We start from the raw sequence: 15,333 nt of genomic DNA, 5'->3' as shown, positions 1-15,333 counted from the left end.
GAGTGATGTATGCGCTTACAGGCAGCGCATACATTCGGATTGCTCGAGGAGGAGCCCTCCATGCCCCGCACCGCCAGAACCGCCTCCGTCGGTATCGCAGTAGCAGCCTCGCTCACCTTCGGTGTCACCGCGTGCGGCAGTTCCGATGGCGACAGCGTCGCCGCGGACAAGAAGCAGACGCTCACCGTCTGGGCCATGGGGGCCGAGGGCGAGAAGCTCACGGATGTGGCCAAGGAGTACACCAAGGCCAACCCGAACGTGACCGTGAAGGTGACCCCGGTCGGCTGGGACGTCGCCCACCAGAAGCTGGTCTCCGCGGCCGCCGCCGGCACCCTGCCGGACGTGGCGCAGATGGGCGGCAGCTACCTGGGCGAGTTCGCCGATCTCGGCGTTCTGGAGCCGGTCGACACCAAGACGTTCAACGAGAAGGACTTCTTCCACTCCGGCTGGCAGCAGGGCGAGGTGGACGGGAAGGCGTACGGCGTGCCGTGGTACGTCGACACCCGCGTCCTCTACTACCGCACCGACCTGGCCGAGAAGGCCGGCGTCACCAAGGCTCCGACCAACTGGAAGGAGATGCAGGACCTCGCCTCGGCCTACCAGAAGAAGGCCGGAACCAAGTGGGGCCTGTCCATCCAGCCGAGCGGCCTGGACACGGTGCAGAACTTCTACTCCTTCCTGTACTCGGCCGGCGGCGAGATCGTCAACGACAAGGGCGAGGTCGTCATCGACAGCCCCGAGGCCGTCAAGGCGCTCAAGGAGTACGGCTCGTACTTCGACAAGGGGCTCTCCAACAAGTCCGTACAGCCCGGCTACGACGTGGTGAAGGACTTCGGCAACGGCCGCGTCCCGATGTTCTTCGGCGGCCCCTGGCACGTCACCCTGCTGAACGAGGGCCAGCCGCAGATCAAGGGCAAGTGGGCGGTGGCCAATGTGCCCGCCGACAAGGCCTCCGTCTCCATGGCGGGCGGTTCCTCCCTGGTCGTCTCCAAGGACAGCAAGCACAAGGCCGCCGCCACCGAGTTCATCAAGTACCTGACGGACACCAAGGGCCAGGCCGACTGGTACAAGCGCACCAAGGACCTGCCGGCCAACACCGCCGCCTGGACATCCGGCGAACTCGCCGCCGACGCCGACCTCCAGGTCTTCAAGAAGCAGATGGACACGGCCAAGGCCTCCCCGTCCCTGTCCAACTGGACCGAGATCACCGACAAGGTCGACCAGGCCATCGCCAAGGTCACCCAGGGCAAGGCGTCCGCCGAGGACGCGCTCAAGACGGCCCAGTCCGAAATCGAAGGCCTCGTGAAGTAGGAGTCATGCGCACCATGACCTCAAAGGCCGCGGAGTCGGCCACGGTGCAGGCCGGGCCGGGGACCGCCGAGTCCCCGGCCACCGGGCCCGCAGGCCGCCGGGGTGGCAAGAAGGCGTCGATGGGCGTGCAGAACCTGGCCGGCTGGCTGTTCTCCACTCCCTTCCTCGTCCTCTTCCTCGTCTTCATGGCGTTCCCGATCATCGCGACGCTGGCGATGAGCTTCACCGACTTCGGGCTGCGCAATGTCACGCACCCGCTGGACGCGAACTTCGTCGGCTTCGAGAACTACGTCAATCTCTTCAGCGACGACAAGTTCCTCAAGTCGCTGTTCAACACGGCGTACTTCGTGGTGATCGGCGTCCCGCTGACGATCTTCCTCGGGCTGGTCGTCGCCGTACTGCTGAACAACGGCATCGACCGGGCGCGGACCTTCTTCCGCGTCGGCTTCTACGCACCGGTGGTCACGACCATCGTCGCGGTCGCCGTGGTCTGGCGGTTCGTGCTCGACCCGAGCGACGGGCTCATCGCGGGGCTCTTCTCCGAAGTGGGCCTCACCTCGCCCGACTTCCTGGGCTCCGAGAAGCTCGCCATGCCCTCGATGATCGCGATGGCGGTCTGGCGCAACCTCGGCACGGTCATGGTGCTCTTCATCGCCGGTCTGCAGGCCATTCCCACCGAAGTGCGGGAAGCCGCGCGCCTGGACGGCGCCGGGGTCTGGCAGGAGTTCAAGGGCATCACGGTGCCCCTGCTGCGGCCCACGCTGCTCTACGCCACGGTGATCACCACCATCGGCTATCTCAATGTCTTCGAGGAGCCGTTCGTGATGACCCAGGGCGGTCCCTCGGACTCCACGCTCACCGTCTCGCTGAACATGTACCGCGAGGGCTTCAACTTCTTCCACATGGGCTATGCGAGTGCCATGGCGTATGTCCTCTTCGTAGTGATCATGGGCATCACGGTGCTGCAGCTCCGACTGCTGAAGGACAACACGAAATGAGCGCCACCAGTGCACCGGGCGCCGTCTCGACGGCGCCGGCGAAGAAGCCCCAGGACGCGCCGCGGCCCGGCGCGAAGAAGGCCCGCAACCCGAAGCGCGTCCTCGTCTACGTCCTGCTCTCCCTCGGTCTGCTGATCATGTCGGCGCCGTTCCTGTGGATGGCCCTCTCGGCCTTCAAGACGCCGCAGGAGCTGACCGCGAGCCCGCCGGTGTGGATCCCGACCGAGTGGACGCTCGAGAACTTCCGGAACCTGCTCGACAAGCTCGATCTGCCGCTGTACTTCATGAACTCGGTGATCGTCGCGCTGCTGGTCACCGTCTCGAACCTGGTGTTCTGCTCGATGCTCGGGTACGCCCTGGCCAAGCTGAACTTCGCCGGACGCAACAAGATCTTCGGCCTGGTCCTCGGCGCCCTGATGGTGCCCGGCAACCTGATGCTGCTGCCGCTGTTCGTGCTGATGAGCAAGTTGCACCTGATCGACTCGTACGCGGGTCTGGTGCTGCCGTTCGCCGCCGGAGCCTTCGGCGTCTTCCTGATGCGGCAGTTCATGCAGTCGATCCCGGACGAGCTGCTGGAAGCCGCCCGGATGGACGGCGCCGGCGAGTGGTACATCTTCTGGCGGATCGTCATGCCGCTGGTGAAGCCCGCGCTGGCGACGCTCTCGATCTTCACGTTCCTGGGCTCCTGGAACAACTTCGTCTGGCCGCTCATCGCGACCAACGACCCCGACAAGTACACCCTTCCGGTCGCGCTGGCCACCTTCGCCACCGACCCCAACAAGGCGGGCGGATCCAACGGCATGCTGATGGCCGGGTCCTTCCTGATCGTGCTGCCGGTACTGGTCGTCTTCATCGCGCTCCAGCGGCACTTCACCCAGGGCATCGCCACGGCGGGCATGAAGTAACCCGCCCGGCCGCCCCACCCGAAACGTACGAGGCCGCACCCCACACCCCCGCCGGCCACACCCCTTTCACGCACCAGAAGGACAGTTTGCGATGACTCACACCCAGGTTCCGTTCCCCGAAGGCTTCCTGTGGGGCGCCTCCACGGCCGCCCACCAGATCGAGGGCAACAACACCAACAGCGACTGGTGGGTCAAGGAGCACGCCGCGGGCACCCACATCCAGGAGCCGAGCCTGGACGCCTGCGACAGCTACCACCGCTGGCACGAGGACATGGACACGCTGGCCGGTCTCGGCTTCACCGACTACCGGTTCTCCATCGAGTGGGCCCGCATCGAGCCGGCCGAGGGCCGCTTCTCACGCGCCGAGCTCGCGCACTACCGCCGCATGGTCGAGGGCGCCGTCGAGCGCGGCCTGCGCCCCATGATCACGCTGCACCACTTCACCGTGCCGCAGTGGTTCGAGGCGCGCGGCGGCTGGACCGCCGACGGCGCGACCGAGCTCTTCGCCCGCTACGTCGCCGCCTGCGCACCGGTGATCGCCGAGGGCGTCAGCCACGTCTGCACGATCAACGAGCCGAACATGATCGCGGTCATGGCCGGCCAGGCCAAGCGCGGCGACAACAGCTTCCCGCCCGCCGGTCTGCCGACCCCCGACGACGAGACGACCCAGGCCGTCATCGCCGCGCACCACGCGGCCGTCAAGGAGGTCCGGGCGATCGACGCCGGCATCCAGGTCGGCTGGACCATCGCCAACCAGGTCTACCAGGCCCGGCCCGGCGCCGAGGAGGTCACCGCGGCCTACCGGTACCCCCGCGAGGACGTCTTCATCGAGGCCGCCCGCGGCGACGACTGGATCGGCGTGCAGTCCTACACCCGGACCGAGATCGGCCCCGAGGGCCCCATACCCACGGCCGACGGCGTCGAGCGCACCCTCACGCAGTGGGAGTACTACCCCTCCGCGGTCGGCCACGCACTGCGTCACACCGCCGAGGTCCTCGGCAACGACGTGCCGCTGATCGTGACCGAGAACGGCATCGCGACCGACGAGGACAGTCGCCGCGTCGACTACTACACCGGCGCGCTGAACGAGGTCGCGTCCGCGCTCCAGGACGGCCTGAACATCCAGGGCTACCTGGCCTGGAGCGCGCTCGACAACTACGAGTGGGGCTCCTACAAGCCCACCTTCGGCCTGATCGGCTGGGACCCGGAGACCTTCGAGCGCCTGCCCAAGCCGTCCGCCGTCTGGCTGGGCGAGATGGGCCGCACGCGCGCGCTGCCGCGCATCGCCGACTGATGTCGGCCCCCCGACCGGGAGCGACCTGACCGCTCCCGCCCGTACGGGAACCGGCGATACCTGACGGACGCAGGTTCCCGTACAGCCGGGCTCTGTCCGGCCCTGATCCGCCGGACAGGCCCTTCGCCCGCGTGGGCGCCGCACGTATCCAGCCCCGCCTGCGTGCGGCGCCCACGCGGGTGCCGTACGCAGCACGGCGCCCCGCGCCTTCAGAGGGGCTCGCAAAATGGGCGCCCGGCTCGCGACGCCTGGCACGCACGCTCGCTTCTGCGAGCCCCTCTCAGTCACGACCGACGAACGAAACCCGCCCACCGCCCACAGTCGGTGGCTCTTCTTCGAGAGGTTCTGATGGACCGTCGCACATTTCTCACCGCCGCGGGAACAGGGGCTGCCGCCCTGTCCCTCGGAGCCGTAGCCGTGCCTTCCGCAGGCGCCGCACAGTCCACGCAGCCCGCGCATGGCTCGGGCACACCACTGCTCATGCGCTGGTTCCGCGATACGTACCGCTCGATCGAGGCGATGACGACCGACTTCGGTCTCGCCACCGACAAGATCGACGTCAGCGGCCCCGGTGCCCCCGTCCAGTCGCGCCAGACCTCGCCCACCAACATCGGCTGCGGCCTCTGGTCGACGGTCGCCGCGGCCGGGCTCGGCGTGATCAGTGACACCACGATGGAACGCAGGCTGGAGCACACCGTCCGGGCCGTCGAGAAGCTGGAGCGCCATCACGGCTTCTGGCTCAACTGGTACGACGCACACGACGGTTCGGTCCTGACCCAGTGGCCCGGCACCGGCGACCCGGTGCGCCCGTTCCTCTCCTCCGTCGACAACGCCTGGCTGGTCACCGGTCTGCGGATCGCCGCCGACGCCTCACCGGCGCTTCGCCCACGCGTCGCCCGCATCCTGGCCACCGCCGACTGGTCCTACTACTACACGCCGTACGACCCGGCCGACCCCGTCGCCGGCCCCGGCCAGCTGCGCGGCGGATTCTGGACCGACACCGAGGAGCCCACCGGCCACCACTACGGGGCACTCAACACCGAGCCGCGCATGGCCAGTTACCTCGGCATCGCGGACGGCTCGCTGCCCTCCGACCACTACTGGCACATGCTGCGCACGATGCTCCCCGAGCACGAGCAGGAGCAGCACCCCGGGGGCGGTTACGTCGCCATGGACGGTGTACGGGTCTGGCAGGGGCACTACACGCACCGCGGCCGGAAGATCGTGCCCACCTGGGGCGGTTCGATGTTCGAGGCGCTGATGGTGCCGCTGTTCGTGCCGGAACCGGAGTGGTCGCCGCGGTCCTGGGGCCTCACGCACCGGCGCTACGTCCGCAGCCAGATCGAGCACGGCATGAAGGAAGCGGAGTACGGGTACTGGGGCTTCTCCCCCGCCAACGTCCCCGAGGGCGGGTACCAGGAGTACGGCGTCGACGCGATCGGCATGCAGGTCGACGGATACGCCTCCAACACCGACCGGACGTACACCAAGGACGGCGCGCCGCTGCCGCCCGCCTCGGCGTTCACCAACGGTGTGGTCACCCCGCACGCCTCCTTCCTCGCCCTGCCCTACGCGCCGGACGAGGCGGTCGCCAACCTGCGTGCGCTCGACCGCGACTTCGGCGCCTACCACGCCGGATACGGGTTCCGGGACTCCGTCAACGTCGGCACCGGCCGGGTCAGTGACTACATGCTCGCCCTCGACCAGGGCATGATCGCGGCGGCGCTGGCCCAGGCGATCCGCCCCGGCCTGCTGCAACGGCCGTTCCGGACCGGCGGATTCCAGTCGAAGGTGCGTCCGCTGCTCGCCAAGGAGCGCTTCTCCATCTGATCGGCCCCGTGGCGGCGTGCCCGGGGGAAGGTCGGTTCCAGCCCTTCCGGTACGCCGCCCGGGTCCTGTCCTGTCGCTGGTGGGCGGCGATCGACAGCGGGGCGCCGCGGGGCCGGGTGAGCTCGCGCGGGTCGTCGAGGAGCGAGAGGTGGTGACCGTCGCCGGAGTGCAGCGGCTCCAGGTCGAAGTGCCCGCTCGCCGGGTCGCGGGTCACCGAGGGTGGACATAGCCTCACAAACGTGATGCCGCTCGTGAGCCGTACCCGGATACCGATACCGGGCCGGGCCCTTCTCACCGTGCTGTTGGCGGTGTGCTGGCCGGCCCTGCCCGCCGCGCTGACCGCTCGCGCCGACGCTCCCGTCACCCTGCCCCGGGACGGGCAGGTCACCGACCGGGTGGGGGCGCTCGGCGAGCGCAAGGACCAGGTCGCGCCGGCACTCGACCGGCTGTACGACGACCGCCGCCCCGGGAGTTCCCGCGGGACGAGTGCCGGGGACCTGATTCTTCCGGTGGTCGTCGCCGGCGGGACGGCAGCGGTCGCCGGCTATGCGCACACCCGGCGCAGGAAGCGGACCACGACCCGCACCACGCCCGGTGCGACCGGCTGGGGACGGGGCACGTCCGGATCGGGCGGGCCGCCTCAGCCGCCGACTCCGTAGCCGGAGCTCGCTGTCCGGGCGAGGAGACGCAATGCCCCGCACGCGGTGCAGGTGTGCACCGGTCCCACCGGGTGGTGTTGCGCCGCCGCGGCGGCTTCAGGGCGGGCAGAGCCCCCGGCGGCGGCCTCCCGAACCGCTCAGAACATGCTCAGCAACTGCTCGACCGTGGGCTCGGCGGCCGGCTCCCCGTCGGGCAGCGCCAGTTCGAACCAGACGGTCTTGCCGCGCGGTGTCCGCCTGGATCCCCAGCCCACGCTCAGCAGGCCGACCAGTTGGAGCCCGCGCCCGCCCTCATCGGTGTCGCGCGCCCGCCGTCGCCGCGGCTGGACGAGGCCCGCGTCCCATACCTCGCAGACGAGCGTACGGTCGCGCAGCAGCCTGAGCCGGATCTCGCCGTCCCCGTAACGCAGGGCGTTGGTGACCAGTTCGCTGACCAGTAGTTCGGCGGTGTCCACCAGCTCGTCGAGGTCCCAGGCCAGCAGCTGGCCACGGGCCAGTTCGCGGGCGCGTCCGACGGAGCGGGGTTCGCGGGGCAGCCGCCAGTCCCCGACGGCGTCCACCGGCAGCCCCCGGATGCGGGCCATGAGCAGGGCGATGTCGTCCTCGCCGTGCCGGGTGTCGAGGGTGTTCAGCACGTGGTCGCAGACGTCTTCGAGCGGCCGGTCCGGTTCGACGAGCGCGCCGCGCAGGGCGTCCAGTCCCTCGTCGAGCGGATGGTCGCGGGACTCGACGAGGCCGTCGGTGTAGAGGGCGAGCAGGGCTCCCTCCTTCAGTTCGACCTCGACCTCCTCGAAGGGTTCGCCGCCGACGCCGAGCGGCATCCCGGGCGGGACGTCGAGCAGCATGGCCGGTTCGCCGGGCTCGACGACGGTCGGGGGGAGATGACCGGCGTTGGCGAAGGTGCACCGCCGGGTGACCGGGTCGTAGACCGCGTACACGCAGGTCGCCAGGTACACCTCGGAGTGGTCCGCCTCGCGGGACTTGTGGGCGGCCCGCGAGGGCCACTGGGTGCCGCCGCCCGAGCCGTCGGAGGCGGGGGAGGTGCCGCCGCCGGGTGTGCCGAGCCCGCGGGCGACCTCGTCGAGCGCGGAGAGCACCTCGGCGGGTTCCAGGTCGAGCAGGGCCAGGGTCCGTACGGCGGTGCGCAGTTGGCCCATGGCCACAGCGGCGCGCAGTCCGCGGCCCATGACGTCGCCGACGACGAGGGCGGTGCGGTGGCCAGGGAGTTCGATCACGTCGAACCAGTCGCCGCCGACCTCGGTGGCCGTGTTGCCGGGGAGGTAGCGGCAGGCGATGTCGAGGCCCGCGGCAACGGGGTCGCCGGGTGGCAGGAGGCTGCGCTGGAGAATCAGGGCGCGTTCGTGTTCGCGCCGGTAGAGGCGGGCGTTGTCGATGCAGACCGCGGCTCGGGCGGCGAGTTCGGTGGCCAGGGCGCGGTCCCGCTCGCCGAAGGGTTCGCTGCCCTTGGTGCGGGCGAACTGGACGAGGCCGACCACCGCGTCGTGGGCCACCATCGGTACGGCGAGCGTGGACTGGACGAAGCCCCGGTCGTCGCTGGGCACATCCTCGACACGGCCGGTGCGCAGGGCGATGGCACAGGGCGAGTTGTACGAGAAGCGGTGTACGGCGCCGAGCGCGGGCTCGCCGCCGCACGTGCCGGACGCGGCGGCGTCCGTGGCGGTCGCGGTGACGGCGGCGGGCAGGCCGTCCGACACGGCGCTGGCGAGGGCGACGCGGCGCAGTTCGGCGGAGCCGCCGACGGACTCCTGCCGGAGCGAGTCCCAGCGGCCGGGCGGCGCGTCGTCGCCGGTGAGCAGCCCCTGGTAGAGGTCGACGGAGGCGACGTCGCAGAAGCCGGGCACCGCGACGTCGAGGAGTTCGCGGGCCGTGGTCTCCAGGTCGAGGGAGTTGCCGATGCGGGCACTGGCCTCGTTGAGCAGCGCGAGGTTGCGGCGGGCGCTGGCGGCCTCGCGGGCGGCGATGTGCCGTCGGGTCACATCGGTGGCCAGTCCGGCGATGCCGATGGGCCGGCCCGATCCGCTGTGCACGCGGTAGAGGTTCATCGACCAGTGGCGGCTCTCGGTGTCACCGGGCGCGGTGCCGATGAGCTGGAGGTCGGTGACGGACGAGCCGGTCTCCAGGACGCGCTTCAGCGTGACGGTGAGCCGGTCCGCCTCGGAGCGGGAGAGATAGTCGTCGACCGTACGGCCGCGGTGGTCGGCGGCCCTTCCGCCGAAGACAGTGGCGAAGCGCTCGTTGGCGCGGATGACCGTGAGGTCCATACCGAACAGCACGAAACCGAAGGGAGATTGACCGAATATCGCCTGCGACGCGGCGAGGTCCGTCTCGATGTGGCGCAGCGCGCGGACGTCCACGACGATGCAGAGCGCGGCCCGTTCCCCGGTCCCGGTCTCGCTCGGCATCACATAGATCTCGGCGAGCCCGTGCACCGGATCGTCACCCGGTATCCGGAAGGGGACGAGGCCCGTCCACTCCTTGCCGTCGAGGATCTCGCCGATCCGGCGGTGCCCGTCCGTACGCAGTTCGGCAGGCATGAACGCGTCGACCGGATCCATGCCCACCGCTTTGTCCGCGGCAATGCCGAAGAGGCCGGCGGCCCGGCGGCTCCACTGCTCGATCAGGCCATCGGGGCCGATCGAGAAGGAGGCGACCCTGATGTAGTCGTAGATCGAGCCAGGCGGGCTGCTCTGCCACACAATGTCGCCCGCTGTCCCAGGTATTTCGCTCACGCGACCGTCCCCTCCAGCTCACACACCGGACCGGTCCTGCCCGCAGTATTCAGCACTATGGTCCCAACCGACACGGCGTTCACGATCACAGCACGGTCTCAGTCCCTTTCGGCCATGTTCTGCCCAGTGCCGTGACCGGCAATGTTTGCCCCGCGAGGAGCGTCGTCCGGTGCGTGCGTGCTGGGCGGCGCGACGGGGCAAAGCTTGCCCGGAGGGGCACTGGCCTCCGGACCGACCTCCGGTGATCGCTGTGCGTCCCCACCCCACTCCTAACCAGGCAGGGACAGCTCGAACCACACCGTCTTGCCGCTCTTTCCCCGTCGGGTACCCCAGCGGCGTGCGGAACAGGCCACCAGCTGCAGTCCTCTGCCACCCTCGTCATCCGGTCCGGCACTGCGTTCGGTGGGCGGATCCGGAAGCGGATCGGAGACTTCCACGAGCAGTCCGGGGTGGGCGGCGGGGGCGTCGCCGTTGAGATGAGGGCGCTGCAGCCGCACGCCGATGGGGCCCGTCGTGTACTGCATGGAATTGGTGACCAACTCGCTGACCAGCAGAACCGTCACGTCCCCGACGGCGTCGTCGAGCCCCCAGCCGCGCAACGCCTCATGGACGGCATGCCGCGCGGAACGCACCGCGCCCGGCACAGCCGGAAAGGTCCACTCGGCGCAATCGCCTTCGGTGTCGATCACGCCGACCACTTCCCAAGACCAGCAACGGAGAGTGTCCTGTTTTACGGGGGTCAATCAGCACATACCCGACATTCGGAGCAAACTACCACCGCGGTCGACACGTGGAGCGTACGGGTGTACGGGTGCGCACACGAACAGATGTACACAGAGAGAGGGGCGCACGGGGCCATCGGCGCGCGCCGCAGCCGCCCGCGCGGGCAGCGCCCGGCCCGGAGGGAGCGCCCCGTGAGCGCGGCACCCCGGACGGACACGCCTCAGCGCGGCACAACGACGGTCAGGCCCGGCTCAGTTCAACTCGCCCGCTGCCTTGAGGTCGTCGAAGAGCAGCTGATCAATCGGTGGAACCAGTGGACGGTCCGCGTACGAGAACCAGGCCATCTCCTCGATCTCGCTGCTCACCGCCAACGTCCCCTCGTAGTCCGCCGTGTAGCAGCTCATGCGCACCACAGCGCCGCTCGGCAGATCGGGCGCCCCGGCCTCGTACGTACCCACGTGCACCGCGGTGCGCGGTTCGAGGAGCACCGTCAGCTCCTCCTTGATCTCGCGGAGCAGGGTTTCGAGATCGCTTTCCGCGCCCTCCCGCTTGCCGCCCGGGATGTAGAAGACGTCCTTCCCCCGTGGCCGTGCGCAGAGAATCCTGCCGCGCTCCACACGCACCCACGCCACCGTGTCGATCAGGACCGACATCACTCCGCCTTCGCCGTCTGGAACCCACGTCAGGCAGGACTCTAGGCCCTGTCCTGCCGGACGGACGCGGCCCGGCGCCCTACGGCCGGGCGCTCTGCCCGATGCGCTCCACCCAGTAGAGCTGCTTGTGACCATGGGTATCGAGTTTGTCGGCGATCTTCCGGGCCTCGCCCTGCGTGGCATATCTGCCGACGCGGTAGCGATTGCCGTTGTCGTCCTCCCGTATCACCAGCCAAGGGAGCTCGGCACCGCTGTCGGTCATCGCGCCCCTCCCGAGCATTGCGCCCCTCCCTCGAACGGCATGTACGTCTCTAAGGATCCCCAGGAAACCGCAGTACGCATATGCGCGAGCCTACGCCTGACCTTCACACAACGAATACGTAATTACACAAAGAGATACCGATCCGGCCATGAAAAGAGGGCGCACCCGGCTGGATGCGCCCCCCTTGGGAGCGGGACATGACAAGTCATGACGGTCGGGCGACAGCCCATCGATCACGGGGCCCGGCAGGGGGTCGACCTGTCGTCACGGGCGCCGGACCACGCCCTGCGGCTGTCGGTCACCGGACCGGAAGGTGGTAGGCGATCCGGAAGCGATCGGCGGGCACCACCACGTCCGCCGTCTCGACCGGGCGACCCGACGCGTAATACGTCCGCTCGATCACCATCACCACATGGCCCGGAACACCGCCGAGCGCCAGGAGCTCCTCCGCCAGCCCCGGCCGCGCGCCGACCTGCTCGGCCACATTGTCCACGACGACATCGATCGCGGCCATCCGCTCGACCACTCCGCAGCCGCCCAACGGGCCCTCCTCCGGCAGCATCACCGGCGTACGCCCCGTCACGGCGAGCGGCTCCCAGGAGGTGGAGAGCATCATCGGCTCCCCGGCCTCCCGAAAGGTGTATCGCGTACGCATCACCCGGTCGCCCGGTTCGATGCCGAGGCGCTCGGCGATCTCGCCGCTCGCACCCTCCTGCTCGCTGCGGGACTCCCACGTCCCGCACACCCCCTCCGCCGTCTGCTCCTGACGGAACGGACTGGCCCCGGCCCCCGACCGATAGCCGGAGCGGGCGATCCGGCGCGGGACCGGGCGCTCGCGCACATACGTACCCGATCCGGAGCGCCCCTCGACCAGACCCTCGGCCATCAGCACCTTGCGTGCCTCCAGGGCGACGGTGTCCGAGACTCCGTACTCCTCACGGATACGCGCCTGCGAGGGCAGGCGAGTATGCGGCGGCAGCGAACCGTTGACGATCTTCTCTCTCAGATCGCTTGCAACACGCAGATAGGCGGGCTGCTCACCGAAAGTCACAGGCCACTCCCAACAGGTTGACAGTCTGCAACAGCCTGACAACCGTCGGTTGTGCACCGCAAGCACAGGCCTGAGTTTCACTCGAAGTGATGATTCATCGCGACCTCATGCATGACCTGCCGCCTGGCCCCGGAGAGAACCGGGTACCCCGGCCGGCGTGCCCGCACCCACCCTCGCCGAGGGCATCGCCGCCCCCGCCCGCCCGTTCACCCGCCCGCCGCGCGCCGTGCACCGCCGCTCGGCACGCGCGTCCATACCTTCGTACGGTGAGCCTCTCGCGCGTCTGTCTCCTCGCGTCCCTGACGTCCCTGGTCGCGGGCGCCCTGATCGCGCCGCTGCCACCCCTCTCCTACGCGGCCGCTCTGCTCCCGCCCGCCGCCGCATCCTGCGGCGGGGACACCGACCCCGCCTGGGCTCCGACCTCCACCCGGTTCGGCGGGGCCGACGGATACGCCCCCTATGTCGGCAACGGATATCTGGCCCACCGAGTGCCCGCCGCAGGCGCCGGATACGCCGCGTCGGACAGGAGGACCGGCTGGCCGCTGTTCACTCCGCGCTACGACGGCGCCTTCGTCTCCGGCCTGTTCGGGCGCGACAAGGACCTTGCCGAAGGCCGCGAGGTGATCGCCGCACTGCCGAGCTGGACGACGCTCGACGTACGCGTCGGCAACGAGACCTACGGCTCCGGCACTCCCCCGGGCCGGATCTCGCGCTACCGCCAAACCGTATTCCTGCGCTGCGGCCTGGTGCGTACGTCGCTGCGCTGGACCACGGCCGACGGGCGCGCGACCGACCTGACGTACGAGGTGCTCGCGGACCGGTCCGACGTGCACACCGGCGCCGTACGGCTGCGCATGACACCGCACTGGAGCGGCACCGCGACCGTCACCGGCCGCCTCGACCCGCGGGGCGCACGCCGGATCACGCTGAACGCCGACGGAACCTTCCGCACGCAGGGCACCGGGACGGCGGGCGCGATCGTCCAGACGCTGCGCACCGGCGGATCGGAGCCGCAGGTAGCCGACGCGAACCAGGTCCGCAGCGCGCCCCGGGTGCGCGCCGGGCGCACGTACACCTTCGAGAAGTACGTGGGAGTGGACACCGCGCTCACCTCGTCCGCCCCACGCACCACCGCCCGCGAGGCATCGCGGCGCGCGGCCGAGCGCGGCTGGCCGGCCGTCCTCGCCAGGAACGCAGCCATCTGGGAGCGGGCCTGGGCGGCCGACATCTCCGTACCGGACAGTCCCGAACTGCAGAAATGGTTGAGGTCGGCGCAGTACGGCCTGCTCGCGTCCACCCGTACCGGCTCCCGCGACAGCATCGCTCCGGCCGGTCTGACCAGCGACAACTATGCGGGCTTGGTGTTCTGGGACGCCGAGATCTGGATGTACCCGGGGCTGCTCGCCACCCGCCCCGAACTGGCCCGTTCGGTCGTCGAGTACCGCTACCGCACGCGCACAGCCGCCCGCGCCAACGCTCGGAAGCTGGGATTCCGAGGCCTGTTCTACCCGTGGACGAGCGCGAGCAAGGGTGATCTGTGGTCCGAGTGCCAGAGCTGGGACCCGCCGCACTGCCTCACCCAGATCCACCTCCAGGGCGATGTCTCGCTCGCTGTCTGGCAGTACTACCTGGCGACCGGGGACCGCGACTGGCTGGCCGGCCACGGATGGCCGCTGCTTCAGGGGATCGCCGACTTCTGGGCCTCTCGAGCCACCGCCGACGCGGACGGCAGCTACTCGGTGAAGGACGTCGCGGGCCCCGACGAGTACAGCAACGGCGTCACCGACGGGGGCTTCACCAACGCGGTCGCGGCCACCGCACTGCGCAACGCCACCCGCGCGGCGCGGTTGCTCGGGCATGCCGCGCCGGCCGAGTGGACGCGGGTCGCGGACGGCCTGCGCATCCCGTACGACCCGAAGCGGAAAATCTTCCTCCAGTACGCGGGCTACAACGGCTCGACGATCAAGCAGGCCGACACGGTGCTGCTGATCTACCCGCTCGAATGGCCGATGGAGCCGGGTGCCCGGGCGGCCACGCTCGACTACTACGCCGAGCGCACCGATCCGGACGGACCGGCCATGACGGACTCGGTCCATGCGATCGACGCGGCCGTGATCGGGGAGGCCGGCTGCGCGACGTACACCTATCTCCAGCGCGCCGTACGCCCGTTCATGCGCGGCCCGTACGCCCTCTTCAGTGAGGCCCGGGGCGCGAAGGCGGGCGCACAGGACCCCTTGTCGGGGACTCCCGCGCAGGACTTCCTCACCGGGAAGGGCGGATTCCTCCAGGTCTTCACGCACGGGCTGACGGGCCTTCGGCTGCGGGAGGACGGGGTGCGCCTCGATCCGTTGCTGCCACCGCAGCTGGGCAGGGGCGTCACACTGGCGGGACTGCGCTACCGGGGCCGTACGTACGACATCGCGATCGGCCCCCTGACGACGACGGTCCGGCTGACCTCCGGCGCCCCCTTCACCGTCCACACCCCCACCGGCCCCCGCCTCCTCACCGGCACACTCGCCCTCGCCACCCGCCGCCCCGACCTCGCCCGGACGACGGACGCGGCCCGCTGCCGCCCGGCGACGGCGACCTCCGAGACCCCCGGCCTGTACGCGGCCGCCGCGGTGGACGGCAGCCCGGCCACGACCTGGTCCCCGGACGGCGCGACGGGCGCGCTGACGGTGGACTTGGGCCGCACGGCCCCGGTGACCTCGATCGAACCGGAGTGGGCCGACGTGCACCCCTCCTCGTACCGCCTGGAAACCTCGTCCGACGGCACCCACTGGCAGCCGTACCGGGCGGGAGCGGTGGCCCGGCAGGTGCGACTGACGGTCGAGTCCGAGGACGCGCAGAAGCCTGCGGGGGTACGGGAGTTGAGGGTCGCGCAGCCGTAGGAAGGC

11 protein-coding genes and 1 pseudogene are annotated in these 15,333 nt (G+C 70.1%); 7 read left to right on the top strand and 5 right to left on the bottom strand.

What is annotated here, in order from left to right; all coding sequences use genetic code 11:
* Positions 1-60 precede the first annotated feature (60 nt).
* The 6 genes and pseudogenes from ACZ7L9_RS06575 to ACZ7L9_RS06550 all read left to right on the top strand — a co-directional run.
* Positions 61-1,311 (top strand): sugar ABC transporter substrate-binding protein, encoded by a 1,251-nt coding sequence (locus ACZ7L9_RS06575; protein WP_471413105.1) that lies wholly within the window; start codon positions 61-63, stop codon positions 1,309-1,311.
* A 5-nt stretch (positions 1,312-1,316) separates the two neighbouring features.
* A complete protein-coding gene (locus ACZ7L9_RS06570) occupies positions 1,317-2,309 on the top strand; it encodes a carbohydrate ABC transporter permease (protein WP_471413103.1) in 993 nt (330 codons plus the stop codon).
* A complete protein-coding gene (locus ACZ7L9_RS06565; protein ID WP_471413101.1) occupies positions 2,306-3,214 on the top strand; it encodes a carbohydrate ABC transporter permease in 909 nt (302 codons plus the stop codon). The genes ACZ7L9_RS06570 and ACZ7L9_RS06565 overlap by 4 nt, the downstream gene beginning before the upstream one ends.
* 91 nt (positions 3,215-3,305) lie before the next feature.
* Positions 3,306-4,508 (top strand): glycoside hydrolase family 1 protein, encoded by a 1,203-nt coding sequence (locus ACZ7L9_RS06560; RefSeq protein WP_471413100.1) that lies wholly within the window; start codon positions 3,306-3,308, stop codon positions 4,506-4,508.
* 348 nt (positions 4,509-4,856) lie between these two features.
* A complete protein-coding gene (locus ACZ7L9_RS06555; protein WP_471413099.1) occupies positions 4,857-6,338 on the top strand; it encodes a glucoamylase family protein in 1,482 nt (493 codons plus the stop codon).
* 242 nt (positions 6,339-6,580) lie between these two features.
* Positions 6,581-6,994 (top strand): annotated as a pseudogene (locus tag ACZ7L9_RS06550) (hypothetical protein); the annotation flags it as partial.
* 140 nt (positions 6,995-7,134) lie between these two features.
* On the opposite strand, the gene ACZ7L9_RS06545 reads toward ACZ7L9_RS06550, so the two are convergent.
* The 5 genes from ACZ7L9_RS06545 to ACZ7L9_RS06525 all read right to left on the bottom strand — a co-directional run bounded on the left by ACZ7L9_RS06545 (position 7,135) and on the right by ACZ7L9_RS06525 (position 12,436).
* Positions 7,135-9,714 carry a SpoIIE family protein phosphatase gene (locus tag ACZ7L9_RS06545; RefSeq protein WP_471413480.1) on the bottom strand — a complete coding sequence of 860 codons (2,580 nt, stop codon included), beginning with the start codon at positions 9,712-9,714 and terminating at the stop codon, positions 7,135-7,137.
* 302 nt (positions 9,715-10,016) lie between these two features.
* Complete coding sequence (locus ACZ7L9_RS06540; protein WP_389982783.1) at positions 10,017-10,445, bottom strand: ATP-binding protein; 429 nt, start codon at positions 10,443-10,445, stop codon at positions 10,017-10,019.
* 276 nt (positions 10,446-10,721) lie between these two features.
* Entirely contained in the window at positions 10,722-11,123 is a 402-nt protein-coding gene (locus tag ACZ7L9_RS06535; protein ID WP_471413096.1) for an NUDIX hydrolase, read from the bottom strand.
* A 79-nt stretch (positions 11,124-11,202) separates the two neighbouring features.
* Positions 11,203-11,385, bottom strand: a complete 183-nt coding sequence (locus ACZ7L9_RS06530) for an SPOR domain-containing protein (RefSeq protein ID WP_471413095.1) — start codon at positions 11,383-11,385, stop codon at positions 11,203-11,205.
* A 298-nt stretch (positions 11,386-11,683) separates the two neighbouring features.
* Complete coding sequence (locus tag ACZ7L9_RS06525) at positions 11,684-12,436, bottom strand: GntR family transcriptional regulator (protein WP_471413094.1); 753 nt, start codon at positions 12,434-12,436, stop codon at positions 11,684-11,686.
* A 266-nt stretch (positions 12,437-12,702) separates the two neighbouring features.
* On the opposite strand from ACZ7L9_RS06525, the gene ACZ7L9_RS06520 reads away from it, so the two are divergent.
* A complete protein-coding gene (locus tag ACZ7L9_RS06520; RefSeq protein WP_471413092.1) occupies positions 12,703-15,327 on the top strand; it encodes a discoidin domain-containing protein in 2,625 nt (874 codons plus the stop codon).
* Positions 15,328-15,333: the final 6 nt, after the last annotated feature.

Source organism: Streptomyces sp. NPDC111516, from assembly GCF_055635345.1.
Note: the sequence above shows the minus strand (reverse complement) of the source record. Positions and strands in the feature narration are given on the sequence as shown.

What these genes read in the sequence shown, in the direction of transcription:
- ACZ7L9_RS06560 (WP_471413100.1), top strand. Translation starts at nt 3,306, where the DNA reads ATGACTCACACCCAGGTTCCGTTCCCCGAAGGCTTCCTGTGGGGCGCC.
- ACZ7L9_RS06575 (WP_471413105.1), top strand. Translation starts at nt 61, where the DNA reads ATGCCCCGCACCGCCAGAACCGCCTCCGTCGGTATCGCAGTAGCAGCC.
- ACZ7L9_RS06565 (WP_471413101.1), top strand. Translation starts at nt 2,306, where the DNA reads ATGAGCGCCACCAGTGCACCGGGCGCCGTCTCGACGGCGCCGGCGAAG.
- ACZ7L9_RS06530 (WP_471413095.1), bottom strand. Translation starts at nt 11,385, where the DNA reads ATGACCGACAGCGGTGCCGAGCTCCCTTGGCTGGTGATACGGGAGGAC.
- ACZ7L9_RS06535 (WP_471413096.1), bottom strand. Translation starts at nt 11,123, where the DNA reads ATGTCGGTCCTGATCGACACGGTGGCGTGGGTGCGTGTGGAGCGCGGC.
- ACZ7L9_RS06570 (WP_471413103.1), top strand. Translation starts at nt 1,317, where the DNA reads ATGCGCACCATGACCTCAAAGGCCGCGGAGTCGGCCACGGTGCAGGCC.
- ACZ7L9_RS06555 (WP_471413099.1), top strand. Translation starts at nt 4,857, where the DNA reads ATGGACCGTCGCACATTTCTCACCGCCGCGGGAACAGGGGCTGCCGCC.